19 protein-coding genes and 2 pseudogenes are annotated in these 17957 nt (G+C 69.3%); 4 read left to right on the top strand and 17 right to left on the bottom strand.

The annotated features are described in order from the left end of the window. Positions 1-107 precede the first annotated feature (107 nt). Positions 108-512, top strand: a complete 405-nt coding sequence (locus ACFXI4_RS40825) for a tautomerase family protein (protein ID WP_385001628.1) — start codon at positions 108-110, stop codon at positions 510-512. A gap of 485 nt (positions 513-997) precedes the next feature. Here the strand turns inward: ACFXI4_RS40825 and ACFXI4_RS40830 are convergent, their stop codons facing one another. The 5 genes and pseudogenes from ACFXI4_RS40830 to ACFXI4_RS40850 form a co-directional block, all read right to left on the bottom strand. After that, positions 998-2521 carry a UvrD-helicase domain-containing protein gene (locus ACFXI4_RS40830; RefSeq protein WP_385001631.1) on the bottom strand — a complete coding sequence of 508 codons (1524 nt, stop codon included), beginning with the start codon at positions 2519-2521 and terminating at the stop codon, positions 998-1000. Then, on the bottom strand, positions 2518-2994 hold the full coding sequence (locus tag ACFXI4_RS40835) for a hypothetical protein (protein WP_385001634.1): 477 nt from the start codon (positions 2992-2994) through the stop codon (positions 2518-2520). The genes ACFXI4_RS40830 and ACFXI4_RS40835 overlap by 4 nt, the downstream gene beginning before the upstream one ends. A gap of 2 nt (positions 2995-2996) precedes the next feature. After that, entirely contained in the window at positions 2997-3554 is a 558-nt protein-coding gene (locus tag ACFXI4_RS40840) for a hypothetical protein (protein ID WP_385001637.1), read from the bottom strand. 85 nt (positions 3555-3639) lie between these two features. Beyond that, positions 3640-3843: pseudogene (locus tag ACFXI4_RS40845) on the bottom strand (DUF6083 domain-containing protein); the annotation flags it as partial. A gap of 170 nt (positions 3844-4013) precedes the next feature. Beyond that, positions 4014-4277, bottom strand: coding sequence for a helix-turn-helix transcriptional regulator (locus ACFXI4_RS40850; RefSeq protein WP_385001640.1), 264 nt, complete (start codon positions 4275-4277; stop codon positions 4014-4016). 250 nt (positions 4278-4527) lie between these two features. Between ACFXI4_RS40850 and ACFXI4_RS40855 the strand changes: the two genes are divergently transcribed. Together ACFXI4_RS40855 and ACFXI4_RS40860 are read left to right on the top strand one after the other, a co-directional pair. Continuing rightward, positions 4528-5517, top strand: coding sequence for a hypothetical protein (locus ACFXI4_RS40855; RefSeq protein WP_385001642.1), 990 nt, complete (start codon positions 4528-4530; stop codon positions 5515-5517). A gap of 203 nt (positions 5518-5720) precedes the next feature. Continuing rightward, entirely contained in the window at positions 5721-6371 is a 651-nt protein-coding gene (locus tag ACFXI4_RS40860) for a hypothetical protein (protein WP_385001645.1), read from the top strand. 552 nt (positions 6372-6923) lie between these two features. Here the strand turns inward: ACFXI4_RS40860 and ACFXI4_RS40865 are convergent. From ACFXI4_RS40865 to ACFXI4_RS40910, 10 genes and pseudogenes are all read right to left on the bottom strand, one after another. Further along, a complete protein-coding gene (locus ACFXI4_RS40865) occupies positions 6924-7472 on the bottom strand; it encodes a TetR/AcrR family transcriptional regulator (protein WP_385001648.1) in 549 nt (182 codons plus the stop codon). Positions 7473-7497: 25 nt separating this feature from the next. Continuing rightward, the gene (locus ACFXI4_RS40870; protein WP_385001650.1) at positions 7498-7971 is read right to left on the bottom strand and encodes a nuclear transport factor 2 family protein; all 474 of its coding nucleotides are present in this window, start codon (positions 7969-7971) and stop codon (positions 7498-7500) included. 190 nt (positions 7972-8161) lie between these two features. Next, positions 8162-9000, bottom strand: a pseudogene (locus ACFXI4_RS40875) (transposase family protein). A gap of 52 nt (positions 9001-9052) precedes the next feature. Next, entirely contained in the window at positions 9053-9499 is a 447-nt protein-coding gene (locus ACFXI4_RS40880; protein ID WP_385001653.1) for a hypothetical protein, read from the bottom strand. Positions 9500-9821: 322 nt separating this feature from the next. After that, positions 9822-10928, bottom strand: a complete 1107-nt coding sequence (locus ACFXI4_RS40885; protein WP_385001656.1) for a hypothetical protein — start codon at positions 10926-10928, stop codon at positions 9822-9824. A gap of 281 nt (positions 10929-11209) precedes the next feature. Continuing rightward, positions 11210-11392 carry a hypothetical protein gene (locus ACFXI4_RS40890; protein WP_385001659.1) on the bottom strand — a complete coding sequence of 61 codons (183 nt, stop codon included), beginning with the start codon at positions 11390-11392 and terminating at the stop codon, positions 11210-11212. 80 nt (positions 11393-11472) lie between these two features. Next, positions 11473-11868: a DUF6308 family protein gene (locus tag ACFXI4_RS40895; RefSeq protein ID WP_385001662.1), complete on the bottom strand. Its 396-nt coding sequence runs from the start codon at positions 11866-11868 to the stop codon at positions 11473-11475. A 7-nt stretch (positions 11869-11875) separates the two neighbouring features. Continuing rightward, positions 11876-12520, bottom strand: coding sequence for an IS3 family transposase (locus ACFXI4_RS40900; protein WP_385001665.1), 645 nt, complete (start codon positions 12518-12520; stop codon positions 11876-11878). A gap of 12 nt (positions 12521-12532) precedes the next feature. Beyond that, positions 12533-12760 (bottom strand): hypothetical protein, encoded by a 228-nt coding sequence (locus tag ACFXI4_RS40905; protein WP_385001668.1) that lies wholly within the window; start codon positions 12758-12760, stop codon positions 12533-12535. A gap of 58 nt (positions 12761-12818) precedes the next feature. Further along, positions 12819-13067, bottom strand: coding sequence for a transposase (locus ACFXI4_RS40910; protein WP_385001671.1), 249 nt, complete (start codon positions 13065-13067; stop codon positions 12819-12821). A gap of 112 nt (positions 13068-13179) precedes the next feature. Between ACFXI4_RS40910 and ACFXI4_RS40915 the strand changes: the two genes are divergently transcribed. Beyond that, the gene (locus tag ACFXI4_RS40915) at positions 13180-13524 is read left to right on the top strand and encodes a transposase (RefSeq protein WP_385001674.1); all 345 of its coding nucleotides are present in this window, start codon (positions 13180-13182) and stop codon (positions 13522-13524) included. 80 nt (positions 13525-13604) lie between these two features. Here ACFXI4_RS40915 and ACFXI4_RS40920 read toward each other — a convergent pair whose 3' ends face one another. Then, positions 13605-14174 (bottom strand): hypothetical protein, encoded by a 570-nt coding sequence (locus ACFXI4_RS40920; protein WP_385001677.1) that lies wholly within the window; start codon positions 14172-14174, stop codon positions 13605-13607. A 690-nt stretch (positions 14175-14864) separates the two neighbouring features. After that, complete coding sequence (locus ACFXI4_RS40925) at positions 14865-17522, bottom strand: M4 family metallopeptidase (protein ID WP_385001680.1); 2658 nt, start codon at positions 17520-17522, stop codon at positions 14865-14867. Positions 17523-17957 lie beyond the last annotated feature (435 nt).

Raw genomic sequence — 17957 nt, forward strand, 5'->3', positions numbered from 1 at the left:
CCCTGGGTGCACCCGCAGCCCGCCGGCGTCGGGGGGGCTGTGGCGGCGGCGCCCGACGCCGGCCCCCCCCCGCTGCCCGATCCCGCTGAGTTGACGGAGATATTCCTATGCCTATCTACAAGTGCTACGTCCAGGAAGATGGCGTACCGGTGGCTCTGCGCGCCGAACTCGCCCGGGCGATCACCGAGACCCATGTTGCAGCGACCGGGGCACCGGCCGGCTTCGTCCACGTGTTCTTTCTCGATGTCCCCACCGGCAGCGGCTTCACCGGAGGGGAACCGTCACGTGCGAGCGTCATCGAAGCCACCCACCGGGCAGGACGCACACTGGAGACTCGCCAGAAGATCCTCTCCGACATCTCTCGCGCGTGGTCAGACATCACGGGTCAGGCCGAGCACGACCTGATGGTGAGCATCAACGAGGTCGACGCCCGTTCTGCTATGGAGGGCGGCTTCGTGCTGCCGGTTCCGGGGCAGGAGGCCCACTGGCCAGGAACGTCCACTCAGGCATGACCTTCGGAGCTGAGATCAGGTCGGCGTGCCCGCCAGGCCTCAGCCACCCCGCGCAACCCTCAGGCAGGCGAAAGAAGCCCCGCCCTGCCTAGGGATGTCTGAAAATTCCCGCCGTCGGCCCGCGGCGCAGCTGACGGCAATCATCAGCATCACCCGACCGAGTAGAGACGCCCCCGCGTCCCCGTGCCAGGGCCGGGTCAGCGTGCCGCAGTTCACACATCCGCAGGCGCCAACAGGGGAACAGACAAAGGCAGTTCACCGTTCTTCCGTACGTGGCTACGGAGGGGGCAGTGTCCCACCTACAGCCCATGGGGATGATCTGAAGCTCCATGGAGCCTTTCACCGAGAAGCGACCGCCCTCCGCACGCCACCGCACACGGCCCCGGCTGGCCTCCCCCGTCCAGCCGGGGCTCTCCTGTGCGCTGCCGCTTACCGAGCGCGCGCGACATCGACTCCCTTCTGAGCCGATCCGGTGCCCCCGGGTTTCAGGCCCCGGCAGCAGCGGGAGGCAGCGGCAGCGCCGGTGGATGGGGTCGGTTGTGGCCGGTCGGGGTGCCGTCGGGGTGGTCGTGGATCCAGGACAGTCCGCCCAGGTCGAGACGCCTGCGGGTACGGGTGACGGCGACGTAGGCCAGACGGGCTTCGGCGTCGTCGACGGGGTCGGGCGGTCTCGGGATGTCCTGTTCGTCGTCGGCAGCGTCGCCGTCGGAGCGAGCGAAGTCTTCGGCGATGAGCACCCGAGGCCATTCGCGTCCTTTCGCCTTGTGGGCGGTGGAGACGGTGACCCGACCGTGGGGCTCGGGGGCGAGGTGGGCGACGGCCCTGAGGATGGCGTCGGTTCCGTGGGTGTCGACGAGGTGGACCAGGGGCTGCAGGTCTCGGCCGGCCGGGTCGTGGGCGGCGTAGTCCCGCAGATCGCTCCAGTTGGGGAAGAGGATGAGTTCGGGGCGGTGGGTGCGGCGGCCTTCTTTGAGGTCGCGAGCGGCGAGAGCCAAGGCCTGCAGGCTGTCCCCTCCCCCAGCCAGGGCGACCCGGTATCCGGCGGCCATGAGGGTCATGACCTGAGCCATGGCGCCGACGTTGGTGCGGCACAGCACGGCATCCGGCTGGATGACGGGGCCGAGTTCGGTGGGCACGGCGGGGGTTCCGGTGAGGCGGATCGGCGCGTCGGCCAGGCGCAGCCATCGGTTGGCTTCCGCTGCGAGGTCGGGACCGAAGCGGAAGGACTGGGACAGGGCCAGCTGAGTGCCGTCGAAGCCGGTCATGATGTCTTTGGCGCCGCGCCACTGGTAGATGGCTTGTGCGGAGTCGCCGACCAGGACCAGCTGGGCGTGGTCGCGCTGGGCGAGAAAGATCTGTTCGACGACGGGGTTGGTGTCCTGGGCCTCGTCCAGCAGCAGGAAGTCGGCCCGGATGCGGGGCTGGGTGAGGGCCCAGATCTTGAGGTAGTGGTCGTGGTCGAAGCGGACGGCGCCGTCGCCGGGGTGTTGCAGGTCGGCCCAGGCTTTGCGGGCGAACGGCACGATGTGGGCGGCGAGTTGGACGTGGAGGTCGGTGTCTTCCAGGCCGCGCAGGTGGGGCACGTGGTGGCGGGTGACGGCTTCGTCGGCGGTGTGGCAGAAGCGGGCGACGGTGCGCAGCGCGGCGTTGGACAGGGTGCGCTGGGTGACCTCGCGGTCGCCGATGCGGAGGGCTTTGGTGATGCCGAGGGCCTGTCCGGTCTGCCAGGCCGGGCGGCGGGGAGCGTTCAGGCGGCGTGTGTAGCGGTGGCCGACGGCGGCGTAGGCGAGCGCGTGGGCGGTCTTGCACCGGACGGTGCTGGGGAAGCGGGCGCGGGCGTCTTGGGCGATGGCCCGGTTGTAGGCGATGTAGCAGCCGCGGCGGTCGGTTGTGCGGGCCAGGAAGGTGAGGGTGGTGGTCTTCCCGGTGCCCGCGCCGGCCTGCAGGGCGAGGTGGTCGCCGGCGCGGAAGGCATCGGCGGCCGCCGTCTGTTCGCCGGTCGGGTTCATGACGTGGGCCTTTCGGAGAGCCGGGCAAGTGCGTGCCCCACGGCGGAGAGCAGGTAGCCGGGGGTGGTGTGGGCCAGTAGCTCGCGTACCGCCCGGTCGAGGCGGTCGGTCTCCTGGTCGGCGTGCTCGGCCAGGGCCCGGTGCAGGGCCAGTTCCACGAAGCGCTCCGGGGTCTGCTGCGCGCGGCGGGCAGCGGCCCTGAGGGCAGCGTGCGTGGCGGGCGGGAAGGCGACATTGAGCAGCACCTTGTGGTCTGCGTCCGGGTAATGCGTGGTGATCACGTCGATCGGCAGGCGTGCGCCGAGCCGGTGGCACAGTCGGCGGGCCGCCCGGTGGGGGGTCTTGGCAGGTACGAGGGCCATCAGACGGGTGGCGTCGTGGTTGGCGGCGAGCGGCAGCACGCGGGCGGCGCGGAGCAGGGCCGCCGGGGACAGGGGCCGGGTGAGCACGATTTCCAGGGCGTGATGCGGCATCGTCACCTCCTGCCGTGTCGGCGGGCCGGGGGGTGGGGCAGGCAGGTGTGGATGTGCGCCGCGTGCAGGAGGGGGTCGAAGGGCTGCCATCCGGTCAGGGCGAGGTCGGCGACGCCGGGGGTGGCGGCACGTGCGGGGCAGTGTTGGGTGCGCCAGCGCAGTTGCTCGCCGTAGGGGAGGTGGCCTAGGTCGTAGACGGCCATCAGGGTGTTGGGCAGGGCGAGTTGGCCTCGCTGGGGGTCGGTGGGCAGCAGTCTCCAGGTCCCGGCAGGGCCGGTGGGGGCAAGGACCGAATTCGCGCAGCGGTGGCGGTGGTGGGTCTGAGCCACGCAGCGCAGGCGCTGGACAGGGCGCTCGGCAAGGTAACGGCACAGCAGCATCTGCACGACGGGGTGGTCAGGTGCGTCGGTGTCGGCACCGGGTGCGCTGCCGCTGGTGGGCAGGGCGGGGGTGAAGGCGCCGGTGTCGATCAGACGGCGGGTGCGGACGGCGAGTTGGCGGCGGACCGTCTCGAGGCAGGGGTGGGGCCGGCAGGTGGGCGTGCGGCGCGGGCAGAGCACGGCGTGCGGGATGCGGCACCAGGCGCTGCCGTCGCCGTGCGGGCGGGGCGATGCCGCCGCTCAGGTGCCAGCGGCACGATTCGGGGACCTGGGCAGCGGTCAGTTCGGCGGGGTGCAGGGCGATGGGCCGCCGGTCGGTGCGGTTTCCGCAGCGGCGGCAGCGGCTGTGCTGGCCGGCGCGCAGCAGGCCGCTGGGGCTGGTGGCGGTCACCAGTAGGGGGCGGGGGTGTCGGGTGACGCGGGGACTGCCGTCCCAGTGGCGGCCGGCAGGGGCGGGCGTGGGGCACATGGCAGGGACCGTGCCAGGCGACGCGCAGGCGTGAGCAACGTGTTGGAAAGTATGTCCCCCGGCCAGCCCAACGAGCTCGCACGCATGAACGGTATCGCGAACGGTCGTTCTACGCCTGATTGCCCGATCGGGTGATTCGTGACTGGTGCACGCCGGGACGGAGCGAGGATTCAGGAACCGGCCGTGCCGGGCGGAGTGTGGTCGTCGCACAGGGCGCCCAGGAAGTGCTCGATAGGCACGTCGAAGGTGTGGGCGAGGGTGTGCCACGTGGTGACACTGCCTGTGGTGTGGCCGTGTTCGAGGTCGATGAGGGTGCGCCGGGCCAGACCGCTGCGGTCGGCGAGTTCGTCGAAGGTCCAGCCGCGTTCGGCCCTCAGGCGCGCGAGCACGACGCGCAGTGCAGTGAGGTCGGGGTCGGGCGGCAAGATCGTCACCCGACCATCCGACGGTGCAGACCCCTGCCCCGTCAGTGCGGGTTTCTGCACTTTCGCCAGGGCGAAGGGAGGGCGAAATCCGCGGTGCGGGAATCTGCACTACGGTGCGTCCGTCTCGGGGGCCTGCCACGGTGAGCCCCGCCATGACGCGGACAGACGGGAGGACGACCAGCCCATGAGGCTCGGTGGCGCGCATGCCGCAGTGCGGCGCATCTGGACAGTGGAACTGCGTCCGCAAGCGGGCGGCCCCATGCTTGTCTGCCCCTCCTGCACCGCCCACACCTCTCCCCTTCAGGCGTCCTCCGCACGATCCGTCGCCCTGGCGCATCTGGCCTGCCACGCCCGTGCCGACGTGTTGCCGGCATATCTGCGCAGCTGCCAGTGCCGGGCGCAGGGCTGCGCGTGGCATCCGCGCCGCCGCGGGTGCGCCGGGCCGGTGCTGCTCGCCCTCACCGGCGACCGCGGCGGCCGCGCCTGGCGGCTGGCCGACACCTGCGCGGCCTGTGCGGCGGCGACCAGCCATACCTCCGTGGTGCCGGACACCCTGCTCGGCTCCCCCCGGCCGCAGCCCGCGGCTCCTCCACGGTCTGCTGCGCGCACAGGACCGGGGACGGAGTTCGACGAGCGGGTGCGCGTACGGGAGATGCTCACCTACCTCGGCGCCGCGCTGCCCCGGTTCACCTCCCCCACCGCCCGGCTGCTGGGTCTGCAGTGCGCCCTGCGCGCCGACACCCGCGGGCACGTGCGGCTGCCGGCGGGCCTGCTGCGCGGCATGCGCCTGCGCGGGCACTGGGAGTTGTGGCAGGAACTGGCCCACGCCGGCTGGCTGGAGTCGCCGGATGTGAGGTCGCCGCCCATGCAGGTGCGGCTGCTCGATGCTGCGGTCCTGGACCAGGCACCTGGTCGCTGCGCCCGCCGTCGTGCCGCCCACTGGGCGCTGCACGCCGCCCCGTTGGCCCTGCCGGCCGCGCCGCCTGCCCTGCGGTTGACCGCCCTGGTACTGGCCGCACACATGTGCGCCGATGCCGATCACAGCGCCGACATGGACGTTCTCGCTCGCCTGTGCGGGCACTCACCGCAGCAGACCGGAGAGCTTCTCGACCGGCTGGTGACCACCTGCACACTGGGAGCCTGGCAGCACAACCGGGAGACCGACGAGGTGTCCTGGCAACTACCCCAGCCCCGTGCACGAGCCCGCCCAGCAGTACCCTCCCGCAGGTGCCAGGCGCCACTGCCTTGAGGCCGGCCTCGGGCCGAGAAAGGCCGCCTGAGAGGGAACAACCGGCTCCACCGGTCCGTACCATCACTACGCCAAGGCACGTTGTTGCAGCGGTGGCATCCGTTCTGCGGCACCGTCGGCACTGGCCGCCAGGAACGCTGCCCGGTCAGGAACGGCCCACAGACGCCACCCTCACGGCCGCACACGAGGAAAGGTCAAGCACCATGTCCGAGAGCACGACCAGCACCACCGAACTGACATCGCAGTACATCGCCCGGGTGACCGACGACCTCGAACACAATCTCAAGGAACAGGAACGCGTCGCTGCGGAAATCGCCGCCCTGCAAGAGCAGTTGACCGCCCTCCAGCAGGACCACACCGTGCTGGTGAACATGCAGCAGGCGCTCGGCATCACCAAAGCACCAGCCGAGTCGGCGGTCACGCCCGAGAGCACCGCAGTGCCCTCCCCCCGGCAGAACCCCAGCGCCGAACCGAGCGGCAGGCGGAGGGCGAGGAAGGCCACCGCCTCGCAGGCAAGCCCGGCGGCCAGGAAGCCAGCCGCCAAGAAGCCCGCGGCCAAGACCGTACCTGCTGCCAAGACAACCCAGCCCACCCTGGTAGAACTCATCCGCCGCCACCTCACCGAGCAGAGCGAACCGCGCTCCGCCGCGGAAATCTCCGCCACGCTCGACCAGGCCTATCCCGAACGCGGCATCAAGACCAAGGTCGTACGCGTCACCCTCGAAGGACTCGTGGCCAAGAGCCAGGCTCAGCGCACCAAGCAGGGCTCCTCCGTCTTCTACACCGCGCCCGACGCGCCGGAGCCGGCAGTTGTGCCCCAGGCCGAGGAGAAGCCCGAAGGCACCGACAGCTGAAGCCATGCCAGGCCGTCCAGCGTGACGCACACTTCTCAAGGCTCTCTGCCACTCGGCTCGTCGAGAACGGCTCAGAACATCCCTGCTCGCCTGCGAAGGCCCGTGCGCGGGCACCCACCTGCGTCGGCTACCTCTGTGCCGTCCCCGAGTGAGTGGTGTGCATAGTGAAGTTGCTGGTCACGGGTCTGGTGTGAGGGCCGGGAGAGCTACTCGCGCTGGTCGTCGGCCAGTGTCCACGGCGAAGATCGTCTGACATGTCGTTCGGGGGTGTCGGCAAGTTCTGCTGCGCTTGCCGCGGTACCGCTTCTGCGATCCGTCACCGGGCAGGTACCGCCGGGAGAGCGGGGAGGACGTGGGGATGCGCGAGCTGGAGCGGATCACGGCTCGCCGGATGTGAACTGGACAGGCTCGTTGCGGAGTTAGCCAAGCAGCTGCAGGAGGTCCAGGCCGAGCGGGTGGAGCTCGTGATCGCCGAGCGGGTCCTGAACCGGCTGGCCGAGCCGGCCTACGAGGAAGGCTCGGGGCCGTCGTCGCCGAACTGCCGGTGTCGGGTCATCGAGCGGTGAGGACGTGTGCCCACGGCTCATCGATGTCGGCCAGACCCAGCACGGCGACCACGTTGTCGAGCATTCCGGCGCCGAACCAGCGCCGCACGGCGTCGTCGTCGCCCAGCAGCTGCCGAACGGTGTCGACCTGCTTGGCGTAGCACCGGCGCACGGCCTGTGCCACCAGCGGCTCGCCGACGGCACAGTTCGCGTGCATGAGGAAACGCAGGATGTTCCGGTCCGCGACGAGCGCGGCGTAGGCGCCGCGTGCGGCATCCAACGCCGCCTCGGGCGCCAGCCCGGCCCCGCCCGACGCCGGTGAGTGGGCGACCAGTGTGTCGGTCATGACGACGGACACGTGGTCGACCGCCGCCGCGAACAGGGCTTCCTTGTTCGGGTACAGGCGGTAGAGGTACGGCTGAGAGACGCCGACCCACGCTGCGATCTCGTGCGTCGTCGTACCGTAGAAACCTTTTTGCGCGAAGCAGTCGACCGCGGCGGCCATGATGGCCCGGCGTCGTTCGTCGCTCTTCGTGCTGGTGCCGGGGGCGGGCATGGGCGTCAGTTAAACATCTCTCCTTTCAGCTTCCAAAAGTCACGCTGAGGTCGGAGTCGGACGGCACGTCGTCGGGCGTGAGCGCCTCGATCGCCACCAGCGGGTTCCAGTAGTCCAGGTAGTGGGTGATGCGCCCGTCGTCATCGGTGCGGACGACGGAGATGCACGGCTGCTCGTACGGCTTGCCAGTCGGCAGCGCCGTGCCCTTCGAGCGGAACTCGGCGATCACCAGACCCGGATCGACCGTGTCGTGGAAGACCAGGTCGACGAACTCCACGTCGAAGGTCTCGGGAAAGTTACTCATGTGGGCGACCAGTGCCTCTCGCCCCCTCACCCGCTGGGGCACGCCGGCCGGCGCGTACGGGAACTCGAGCACCGCGTCCGGGGCGAACAGCTCCACCCATTCATCGACGCGTCCCGCGGCGGTAAGGCGCAGGTGCTCGGCCAGAGCGTGCTGGGCAGCGGCCCGGCGGGCGGCGTCGTCTTCCTTGACTGTCATCTTCACTCCTACGTTAGTGGTCGACCTATAACCTACCAGGTCGGCAGCCGCTCCGGGTAGGCGAGCAGAGGTAGCGCCAGGGGATCCCGGTCCGGTTCCCGTACAGGATGGCGTCAGGGAAACGTCCCTGCGGTGGCGGGCGGCGGCCCGGCACTGTCGGTGCCGGTCCCGCTTCGGTGAAGATCGTCGGTCAGCGGGAGACTTCGCGGTTCGTGAGGACCAGCAGGGCCCTGACCAGTGCGGTCGACCATTTGGGGTCGGTGCGGAGCCTGCCGAGGACGCGCCAGTTCTTGAGGTGGGCGAATCCGTGCTCGACCGGGGCGCGGACGGCTGCCAGTGCCTTGTTGGACAGCTTCTGTCCCCGTGTCAGGGGCCGGTTCCGCGCGGCCTTGTAGCCGGTGATCACCGCCGGGTCGGCGTCCGGTCCGCTGTCGTCGAGCCCGACGAATCCCAGGTCGGCGATGGCGCCGAGCCCGGCCGCCCGCAGCTTGGCGGTGAGCTGATCGTGACGGCAGGCAGTGATCTCCGAGGTCCGTCCGGGCCGGGTCGCCGAGACCCAGAGCAGCCGGCCCCGGTCGTCCGTGAGCGCATCACCAGCAGACCATGGCATTTACTCTTGCCGGAGTAGTTCTTCCGGTTCGCCGTGCCGGTCCGCCGCCGGGTCCGTATCAGGGTGCCGTCCAGCAGCACCACCCCGCCACCTGTTCGGGCGATCTTCTTGAGCGCGCGGTCCAGGCGCGGGGCACGGGCGGCGAGCAGGCCGACGGCCTCCCGCACCCACCGGGTGACGGTGGTGCGGTGCACTCCGTTCCCGCCGGCCAGGTCGCCGGGCCGCTGGTCACAGCGCAGCACCGCCAGCACGATCCCGGCAATCTTCCCCGCGGGCAGAGCCCGCCACCGCGAACCGATCTTCTTCAAGTGGCCGCGTATCACGGTGGCGAGGTAGTTCAAGGCGGTGCTCGACAGGGGCAGGCGGGCGGTGTAGACAAGGCCGTCAGGGCCCTCGACGATGTGGTTGGCTTTCTTCACACCAAACTCAACTGCCGCCGGGGGCCCGCCAGTTACGGCCCGTCCTGCACGATCACGGACGCGCGGTGAACCGCCCGTCGGGCCGCTTGTGCAGCCAACCACGATCGGCGAGCTTGGTCAGCTTTGCGCGCAGCGGCTCCAGCTTGCCACGCACCGCAGCGTCCAGGCCCAGCCGCTCACCGACCGCCCTGACCTGCACCGGGCCGTCAGCTTCCCGCACGATCGCCAGGATCTTGCGGTAGTCGCCGGGCAACGCGTCCTCGTCGGCCGCGTCACTGCGGTGCGGGATCAGCAGTACCGCCCGCCCGGCCACCTTCGCGGACACCGGAGCGACAGCTTCGGCGTCGGCCTGGGCCTGCTCGGCCAAACGGTTCAACACTCGTTCCGCGATCGCCAGTTCGTCCCGCTCGACCTGGACCTCCTGCAGCTGCTTGGTCAACTGCTCGGCGAAGGCATCCAGTTCGCCTCGGCGAGTGGTGATCCACTGCCGCTCCTGCATCTCCGCAGCCCCCTCGATCTCGTGGCGTGCCGACCTGCCGACGGATCGTAGGCGGGGGTCGGCCGCGGGCGCAGCCGAACCCGGCAGTCCGCCGGAACGGGACCTGCCCGATGATCTACGCCGTGGTCATCGGCCGCCGACCGGCGCGAGTACCCGAGTCGCTCCTCACACCAGACCGGTGACCTGCGACTTCACGATGCACGTGACTCTCTGGTAGAAGGCACTACTGGCTTTGTTAATGAGAACGAACAGCAGATGTTCACCACTTCGGGAGGCACCACTGTCCGGCGCCGTTCAATTCCGGCGCCTCCGGGCCAGTCCGCTAGAAGAGCCCGGCGCGCATGTGCTGGGTGAGGTTTCCGGGAATCCAGCGCAACCATGGACTACGGACGGCCGGCAACCGAACCAGGGTGTGCTGAAAGGCGTCCGGATCGGCCCGGAACAAGTACCGGGGGCGCGGTGCGGGAGGGTCGTCGCGGAGGACGCCGTCGGGCATGCCGCCCGACGCGGGAAACGGCAGGTGCGGCTTGGGGAAGGCCAGCCACAGCCACACCCCGAACGGCAGAGGCACCCGGTAGGCCGAAGTGCCCGGCCCAGCCGGGGTCCATATCTGTCCGGTCTGCGGATGGGTCGGCACCAGGAGGATGTCTGCGTCCCCGTCGACGGTCGGCTGTCCCGGTCCGGCCAGAACGGCGCGCCGTGCCGGCGGCCCGGCAGGCAGCAGGGCGTCGAGAGCGCGTTGGAACACTTCCATGCTCAGACCGTCCGGGACGGTCACCGGCTGGCCTCGCGAGGCTGCCAGCAGGTGGGCAAGTGCCCGGCCGACCGCGGCCTCCCACTGCGGGCTCCACGACCAGAAGTGGTTCGGCCCGAGCCGCGAGCCCCATGTGGCGATCGGCTCGAACGGAGGCGTGGACTTCCCCTCCTCCAGCAACTCTGTCCAGGTCAGTGGTACGGAGTCGGCGTCGCCGACGGTCAGGCGGCGTACAGCGTCGGGCGCGAGCCACACCGCCTGCCAGAGTGAGCAGTCGTCGATTCGGCTCGCCACGGGCAGGTCGCATCGCTCGCAGGCCATGTTGGGGCCGTCTGCGCCATCGAGGCCGCAACAGTACCCGCTGGCCCGCTCCGGGATCAGCACGGTGCCGCGGGCGTCGCCGGGTGTGATGACGATCGAGCCGGGGGCGCCGTCGGAGAGGGCGTGGACCGGCGCGTAGATGCCGCGGGCTACCGCCTCGTCCGGTTGGATCTCCTCCCATCTCCGCCACGGCGGCCCCCAGGGCTCTGGGTCCTCGGCGAACGTGCCCGACTCCATGAGCACCGGGAGCTGGAGCCCGTTCCCGTACTTCTGATGAGCGTGTGCCGGCAGGGCGACCCGGGACAGCGGGGCGGTCAGCTCCCTGCCGCATCCCCCACACACGAAAACGAACAAATGCCCTCCGCTACAGAATCAGGAGGCATCCTCGCAGCTCCGTGGCAGACCGGCCAACGTGTTTTGAATCCACCGCGGGGCCGAAGCGCAACCCGCGGCGTCGAGCATCACAGTTTGAATCTCAGGCAGGCCCTGACGCCTCCCGAAGTGGCGAACATCTGCCGCCCGTTCTCATGAACAAAGCCAGCACTACTGACTGCCGCCCAGACCATATGAGTAAAATTCTCTATCGATAAGGGTCTGTCCAGATGGCTGGACAGACCCCACAAAACGAACGTCGCTCAACAGTAGGTGAGCAGGACCCGGGTCACCGAGCTCCAGCAGCCCGGCCGCTCTACCCAGTCCCGCTCGATGTCCTCGCCAGAGCAGTCGAAGTCGCCGACCACTGCAAGGTGAGCTTCGTGTTGCTCATGGGCGACGCGGTCGCGGACGACGTCGGCGTAGGACTGGGAGCCGAAACTCACAACACACCAGGTCAGCCGGCACTCCACGCACCAGCAAGCCCCTCCGAGCGTCAGCATTTGACCGTCCCTGCGGTGGATCCTCAGGGGCAGCGGTGGCCGGGGGCGGGGTGGGCCATCCAAACGGCGACATCGGCGACCCGTAGCGCGCTGACTGTCTCGGGCAGGCCCGCACTCTGTCGCAGGCCAAGGAGCCTGTGGTGCAGGGCCGCATCGTCCTCGCGCAGGGCGGTGCGCAGATCGGTCCAGAACGACGGCGGGTGGCCGAGCGCACAGCGCACGACCCGGTCGTAGACCGGCAGCAGCCGCGGCCGCTTACGGGCCAAGAGCTTCCCGGCGATCACCCACCCAATCTTGTACTGGTCCTCCAACAAGCACCAGGCCCGGTACGCTGGCGAGCCGTCCGCGACGATCGAGACATCGGCGTCGGACAGATCGGTGTCGGAAGGGATGTGGAGTGACCCCTTGAGGTCCGACACTTTCGTTTTATGCGGCGAGGTGGAGCCGTTGTCTGTAGCGGGTCCTGGCCTGGTGTGGGGTGAGGTAGCCGATGGTCGAGTGGATCCGCTCCCGGTTGTAATACTGCGCGATCCATCCGAATACGTCTTGCCGGGCCTGCGACCGGGTCGGCCAGGCCGTGGTGCCGATCTCGGATTTGAGTACGGCGAAGAAGCTCTCTGCAGCCGCATTGTCGAAGCATGAGCCGGTTCGGCCGGTGCTCTGCCGGATGTCCAACTCGGCCAATTTTTCCCGGAATTGGCGAGACGTGTATTGCGATCCGCGGTCGGTGTGGAAGATCGCGTTGCCAGCCGTGTGTCCGCCGGCATGGGCCATTCGGATGGCGTCATCGACCAGCTGGGTGCGCATATGGTCGGCCATGGACCAGCCGACGACCTCGCGCGTGCACAGGTCGATCACCGTGGCCAGGTGAAGCCATCCCTCGGCGGTGGGCAGGCAGGTGATGTCACCGACGAGTTTCAGGCCCGGCATCGGCGCGGTGAAGTCCCGCTGGACGAGGTCGGGTGCGGGCGGTGCCGTACGGTCGGCCTTTGTCAGGGACCGTGATTTCCGGCGGGTTATTCCGGCGATCTGACGTTCCCGCATGACCCGGGCGACGCGTTTGCGATTCACGACCCTCCCCTGCTAGCGCAGGGTACGAGTGATCCGCAGAGCGCCGTAGGCGCCCCCGGACTCGGTGTGGATGCACCGGATCCGGCGGACAAGTTCCTCTTCCGCATCCGCCCTTTGCTGCCGTGCCTCCTTGTTCTTGTACCAGGTGTAGTAGCCGGAGCGGTCCCAGCCAAGGACGTCGCACATCCGCTTCACGCCATGGGCGTTCCGGTGCTCGTCGACGAAACGGAAGCGGATCACCGTGTCGTCTCCCGTGCGAAATAGGCGGCGGCCTTCCGGAGGATCTCGTTGTCCTCCTTCAGCCGGGCGTTCTCCCGCCGCAGGCGCCTGAGTTCCTCTGCTCGCTCAAGGTCATGTCGGCATCAGCCTCGTCGCCACTCGCGTGGGCGCGGCGGGCGGCGTCCTCTCGGACCCACTTCCGCAACGTTTCCAGATGGACGCCAAGACCCCGGGCGATGTCGGTAAGGGGCCGGTCCTTCGAGGACCGCACAAGGTCCACTGCGTCCCGTTTGAACTCGTCCGGGAAATTCCTCCGTTTTGCCACCATGGATCACTTCCCCTGGATGACGAAACATCCAGCGTCCAGGTGTCGGAATCTCGAGGGTCACTCCAACTCAACCTGTCACCCGAACCTGCATCAGACCCAGGTCCTGGAGCAGATGAAGGTGTTCTACCGCGGTGAGCGAGTGATCCTGGCCTGGGACGGCCTGTCCGCCCACTGGAGCCGAGCGATGCGGGCCTGGGTCACCGAACAGGACTGGCTCACCCTGGAGCGATCACCCGCCTACGCTCCCGAGCTGAACCCGGTGGAACTGCTGTGGTCCTCACTCAAGAAACGCGAACTCGCCAACCTCGCCGGCGACCACCTCGGCGATGTCGCCGACGCCACCGAGCAAGGCATCCGCCGCATCAATGCCAACCCCCGACTGCCATGGTCATTCCTCGCCCATACCGGCCTGACCATCCACCCACCAACCCCACCGAACTTACGAAAAGATCAGTAAGCTGGCACGGACAACCTGCGGTGTGCTGCGGCTGGCATGTTCGGTACGTCAGCGTGACCCCGTTCGCGGTGGGAGGACCTTCAGGCCGAGGCCGTGCTCCTGGCCGCCGTCGCGGCGGGGTGGACCGGGAACAGGGCCCATACCTGTCGGCCGTCGGCGGTCATCTCGGTGCCGCAGCTGTCGACGGCCAGGGCGCGGAGTTCGGTCAGCAGTTCCGTTGCCTCGCCTGCCTGGGTCTGCTGGTGTCCCAGGCAGAGCACGAGCGCAGTGTGGTCCTGCTCGGACAGGTGGACGCTGATTCGGCGGCCGCCGTCCTCGACGACGGTGGCGGCCAGGAACCGCACCGCCTCATCCACCGCAGCGGGAGGGGTGAGATGCCAGCGGGACAGCTGGGCGCTCACGAGCCTGGAGGCCTTGCCCGGCGCCCACGGGGCCGCTTCCAAGGTCCACGACGCACCGCGCCGGCTCTTCATGACCGGGAACTCGGTCCGTGAGACGTTCTGCGGAACGGGGAGGCCCGCCAGGAGATCCTCGCGGGATGGGTCGGGTGTCGGCGGGCTCGGCGGCTTCTTCGAAGGAGGCGGCGTCTTCGGCGGGTAGTCGGGCCGTGGCTTGACTTCGCCAGGCCCGGACTGCGGCGTCTCCTCCATGGCTGCCTCCCGTTCAAGGCATCCAGTGGAGGCCTCGGAACGCGTCCGGTTCAGGGCTTTCGCGCACATGCTCCCGTGCAGTGGTGGGACGGGCTGCACAGCGGCTCGGGCGGGTTCCGCCGACCCCGGCAGCGTCCCGGAATACCGGATCGGCGGTGAAGGCCTGCGCCCGCTCGGCTGAACAACCGACGCGTGCCATGAGAGCAAGAGGCGTTCGCCACGATGGCGGGCCCTCGGCCGTCTTGGAAGCTGCGAACACGCCCTCGGTATCGGCGCGGAGACGACCGGCGACCTCCCGGATGGCATTCCCGAAGGCATCGGAGCCCGGTGTGAGGGCGCTCGAGTTGAGCGCGACGGACGACTCACGGATGTATCGGGTGGGCGAGGGCGGGGCGGTCCGGCCTCAGTCCGTTGCGATGACCAGCACGCGGGCGGGATGGACCGGCTTGTTTCCCGTCCGGCATGGCGCGACGTCCTGCTGGGAGATGCGGCCGTCGCGCTTCTCGATGACGCACGAGAGGATGGCCACACCGACCGCGGACGGCCCGGCCGGTGACCGTCGTCCAGCAGGACTCGACATTCCGATACTGCTGGAGCGGGTGTCCATACCTTCTGGAAGGGCGGCGGTCCCGCCTTGTGTGCTGGTGGGCAGTACGCACGCAAGGCGGGACCGGTGGTCGCACGGAGTGCTCAGGCGCAGGTGCCCGCCGGGCGGTTCCTGGTCACCAGGTCGGTGTCGGTCGTCGTGGTGTCCATCCACAGCACATCATTGCCGGTGCCGGCCACCGCGTTGGACTGCTGGCCGACGCTGCAGGAGACACGACCGAGCGGGGCACCGTCCGGGGTGAACCGGTAGAGCTTGGCGAGGGAGTCGTTGGGGTCGTCGAAGACTTGGCCCCATGAGGGGTAGACGGTCAGAGTGACCGCGGAGTCCGTGGCGGCGAGGCCGTAGGCCGGTGTGGCGCGGTCGCTCTTCTCCGGGATGACATCGGTGATCACCGCACCGTCGGGGCCGCCGAGGTGGGCCCGACGCAATGTGGTCTGGTCCTGGTCGGTGTAGTCGGTGTCGATGAGCCAGTACACATCCGACGAGGTCATGACCGGGTTACTGATCCACTCCGGCTGCGAAGGCGTGCCCAGGGCCGTGGTCGTGCCCGTCGCGATGTCGTACATCTCGATCCGGACCCCGTACGTCCCGTCGAACAGGCCGTCCTCGATGTAGGCGACCCGTCCGTTCTTCAGCGCCGGTCGGGAAGCCTGGTTGTAGTCACGGGCCATCGGCACCTGCTGCGGGACGGTGGCTCCGCTCTTGAGGTAGTAGACCCGCAGCAGCCCGCTGGCCGGGTCCCGGAAGGACCACGTCACGGTTCCGGCGTCGACGCTCACCCCCGTGACCTCGGAGGGGGCTCGAAACAGTGTCTTCGGCTTACCGCCCTGTACCGGCGCCGACATGATGTCGTACGTGTGGGACCACGGGTCGTCGGGGACGTCGCCGACCGCCACCCATACGACGTGCTTGCCGTCGGTGACCGCGCTCATGTGGCTGCGGCCGTCGTCCGGGGAGACCTGGTGCGGCCGGCCCTTGCCGTCGATGCGGCCCACCCACACCGAGTAGGGGTCGACTCCGTCAGGGCTTGACTTCGGCACGGCCCACCAACCGCCGCCGGCGCCAGGCGCGTTGCCGGTGCCCACGTACTGTGGCAGCGTGCCGAGCCTGCCGAGCAGCACATTGCTGTCCAGGCCGAGATTCTTCTCCCAGCCCGGGACGATGCCGTGGGCGTCGAAGGCGCCCTTCACGGCGGTCAGCCTGGCGCCCTTCACACCGAGCGACCTGGCCGCAGCGACGACCGCGTCCCGGCCTTCGTCGAAGCCGTCGAGCGGGGTGATGTAGGAGGTCAGCGCCCGGTAGACGATCTTGTCGGCCAGTGCGCCGCCGAGGCTCTCGCGGATGTCCCACAACGCGCCGCTGAAGATGGTGGAGTTGAGGTGCACGCCGCCGTTGTCCCCGGCTGCGCCGAGGGGCAGGCCGAGGAAGTGGGCCGTCGTGGCACCGTCGTTGAGGTTGCGGAAGGCGCACTCCTCGGGCGTCCGGGTGCGGCACAGATCGCCGCCGATCAGCCCGGCGTCCGGATCGCTCATGGCGGTGTGGTTGACGGTGATGTCGATGACGTTGCCGAAGTAGTCGGCCAGCGCCTCGTTCATGGCGCCCGACTGTCCCGAGTAGACGAGGTTCGCGGTGTGCTCGACCACCCCGTGGGTCATCTCGTGGCCCACTACATCGAGATCGGAGGCCAGCGAGCGGTACTCGTCGTCGCCGGTTCCGTAGACCATCTTGGTGTGGTCCCAGAAGGCGTTGACGAACGGGCTGCCGAAGTCGGTCACGCCGACCAGTGAGTTGATCGCCATGCCCTGGCCGTCGAGGCTGTCGCGATGAAAGGTGTCACGGTAGAACTCGTACACCTTCCCGGCCGCCCAGTGTGCGTCGACCGCCCCGACGGAGGTCAGCTCCGGTCCGGCCTCGGGGGTCGGCGACGCGAACGGCACGACGCCGTCCGGCCATACCCCGGAGACATCCTGATACCAGAGGCTGGAGGCGTCCCACGTCTGGATGACGTTGTGCTCCTTGGAGTCCGCCATGTGCGCGGTGTCGCGCAGCAGGTAGGCACCGGTGGCTGCGTCCTTCGTCAGGTACAGCGGCACAGTGGAGCCGTTGAGCAGGGTGCCGCTACCCGTGACGCTCGCCGACCCGGAGCCGGCCGCGGATCGGTCGGGCCTGCTCTGCTTCACCGGCGTGCCGCTCGTACGGACGCCCGCGACCTGTCCTGGCGCGGTGAAGGTGGGCAACCCGCCGGACTCGAACAGCGCCGTTCCCGTGGTCGCGTCTACATACACCTCCTGCACCAGCGGTGTACCGATGGCGGGGTCGAAGCCGCGCACGGTGACATGGCGGGCCAGGACGCCCTTGCCCGTGGGCAGGATCGTCAGTCCCCGGTCGTCGCCCGACAGGGCGGCCGTGCCGCTCTTGGCGTGGGCGGGACGGTAGCCGCCCCGGTCCAGCTCGCTCCGCACGTGCCGTACCGCGTCGTCCACGGCGGTCTTCGTGGGGAGGGTCTCCTGGTCGGTGTCGACATCGAGGCTGGTGAAGTAGGAGCCGGACGTGCCGGTGACCGTCCGCTTCCCGCTCTTGTGGGTCATGCGCACCACGTACTGGGCACCCAGGACCGGCACACCGTGGTACTTCTGGTCCAGACGCACCGTTTCGACGCCGTCGGCGTCCGCGGTCACGGTGTCGGAGGCCAGGTCCCGGTCGGGTGAGGGAATGTGATAGCGATCCTTGTGACCTGCCAAGTGTGTACGGGCGGCAGTCGCAGCAGGCACGGACGCATCGACCGCGTCGGCCAATCCGTCCACCAGCACGGGAGTGTCCGTCGTCGGTCCCGCGGCATCCCCAGCCGCGATCGGCGGCTGGTCCGCATGCGCGGGCGAAGTCACGCCGAGGGACAGCAGGACCGTCGCAGCGAGCAGCGCGATCGGACCGGCGTGGCCGGGTCTACGGCGAAGGCGTTGACCTATGTGTGAGGGCATGGACAAATGCCTCCGACGGCCCGGCGCAGCCCGGGCCCGGTAGTGGGGCGTCAGTTGAGTGGCGCACCAGCGCGCCCGCGGCTCGCCCTGCATCCTCACTGCCACATGTGCAACATGACAAGGAGAAGCCGGGCGGTAATACACGCAGTTGCGCAGGTGTGAAACCGGCACCCACGGTGAGGACCCTCCTGTCGGACA

This window comes from Streptomyces sp. NPDC059224 (genome assembly GCF_042754285.1).
GTDB lineage: Bacteria > Actinomycetota > Actinomycetes > Streptomycetales > Streptomycetaceae > Streptomyces.

Coding starts and splice junctions, on each gene's coding strand:
- ACFXI4_RS40825 (WP_385001628.1), top strand. CDS start 108: ATGCCTATCTACAAGTGCTACGTCCAGGAAGATGGCGTACCGGTGGCT.
- ACFXI4_RS40830 (WP_385001631.1), bottom strand. CDS start 2,521: ATGAACCCGACCGGCGAACAGACGGCGGCCGCCGATGCCTTCCGCGCC.
- ACFXI4_RS40835 (WP_385001634.1), bottom strand. CDS start 2,994: ATGCCGCATCACGCCCTGGAAATCGTGCTCACCCGGCCCCTGTCCCCG.
- ACFXI4_RS40855 (WP_385001642.1), top strand. CDS start 4,528: ATGCTTGTCTGCCCCTCCTGCACCGCCCACACCTCTCCCCTTCAGGCG.
- ACFXI4_RS40860 (WP_385001645.1), top strand. CDS start 5,721: ATGTCCGAGAGCACGACCAGCACCACCGAACTGACATCGCAGTACATC.
- ACFXI4_RS40865 (WP_385001648.1), bottom strand. CDS start 7,472: ATGCCCGCCCCCGGCACCAGCACGAAGAGCGACGAACGACGCCGGGCC.
- ACFXI4_RS40870 (WP_385001650.1), bottom strand. CDS start 7,971: ATGACAGTCAAGGAAGACGACGCCGCCCGCCGGGCCGCTGCCCAGCAC.
- ACFXI4_RS40880 (WP_385001653.1), bottom strand. CDS start 9,499: ATGCAGGAGCGGCAGTGGATCACCACTCGCCGAGGCGAACTGGATGCC.
- ACFXI4_RS40910 (WP_385001671.1), bottom strand. CDS start 13,067: ATGGTGGCAAAACGGAGGAATTTCCCGGACGAGTTCAAACGGGACGCA.
- ACFXI4_RS40915 (WP_385001674.1), top strand. CDS start 13,180: ATGAAGGTGTTCTACCGCGGTGAGCGAGTGATCCTGGCCTGGGACGGC.
- ACFXI4_RS40920 (WP_385001677.1), bottom strand. CDS start 14,174: ATGGAGGAGACGCCGCAGTCCGGGCCTGGCGAAGTCAAGCCACGGCCC.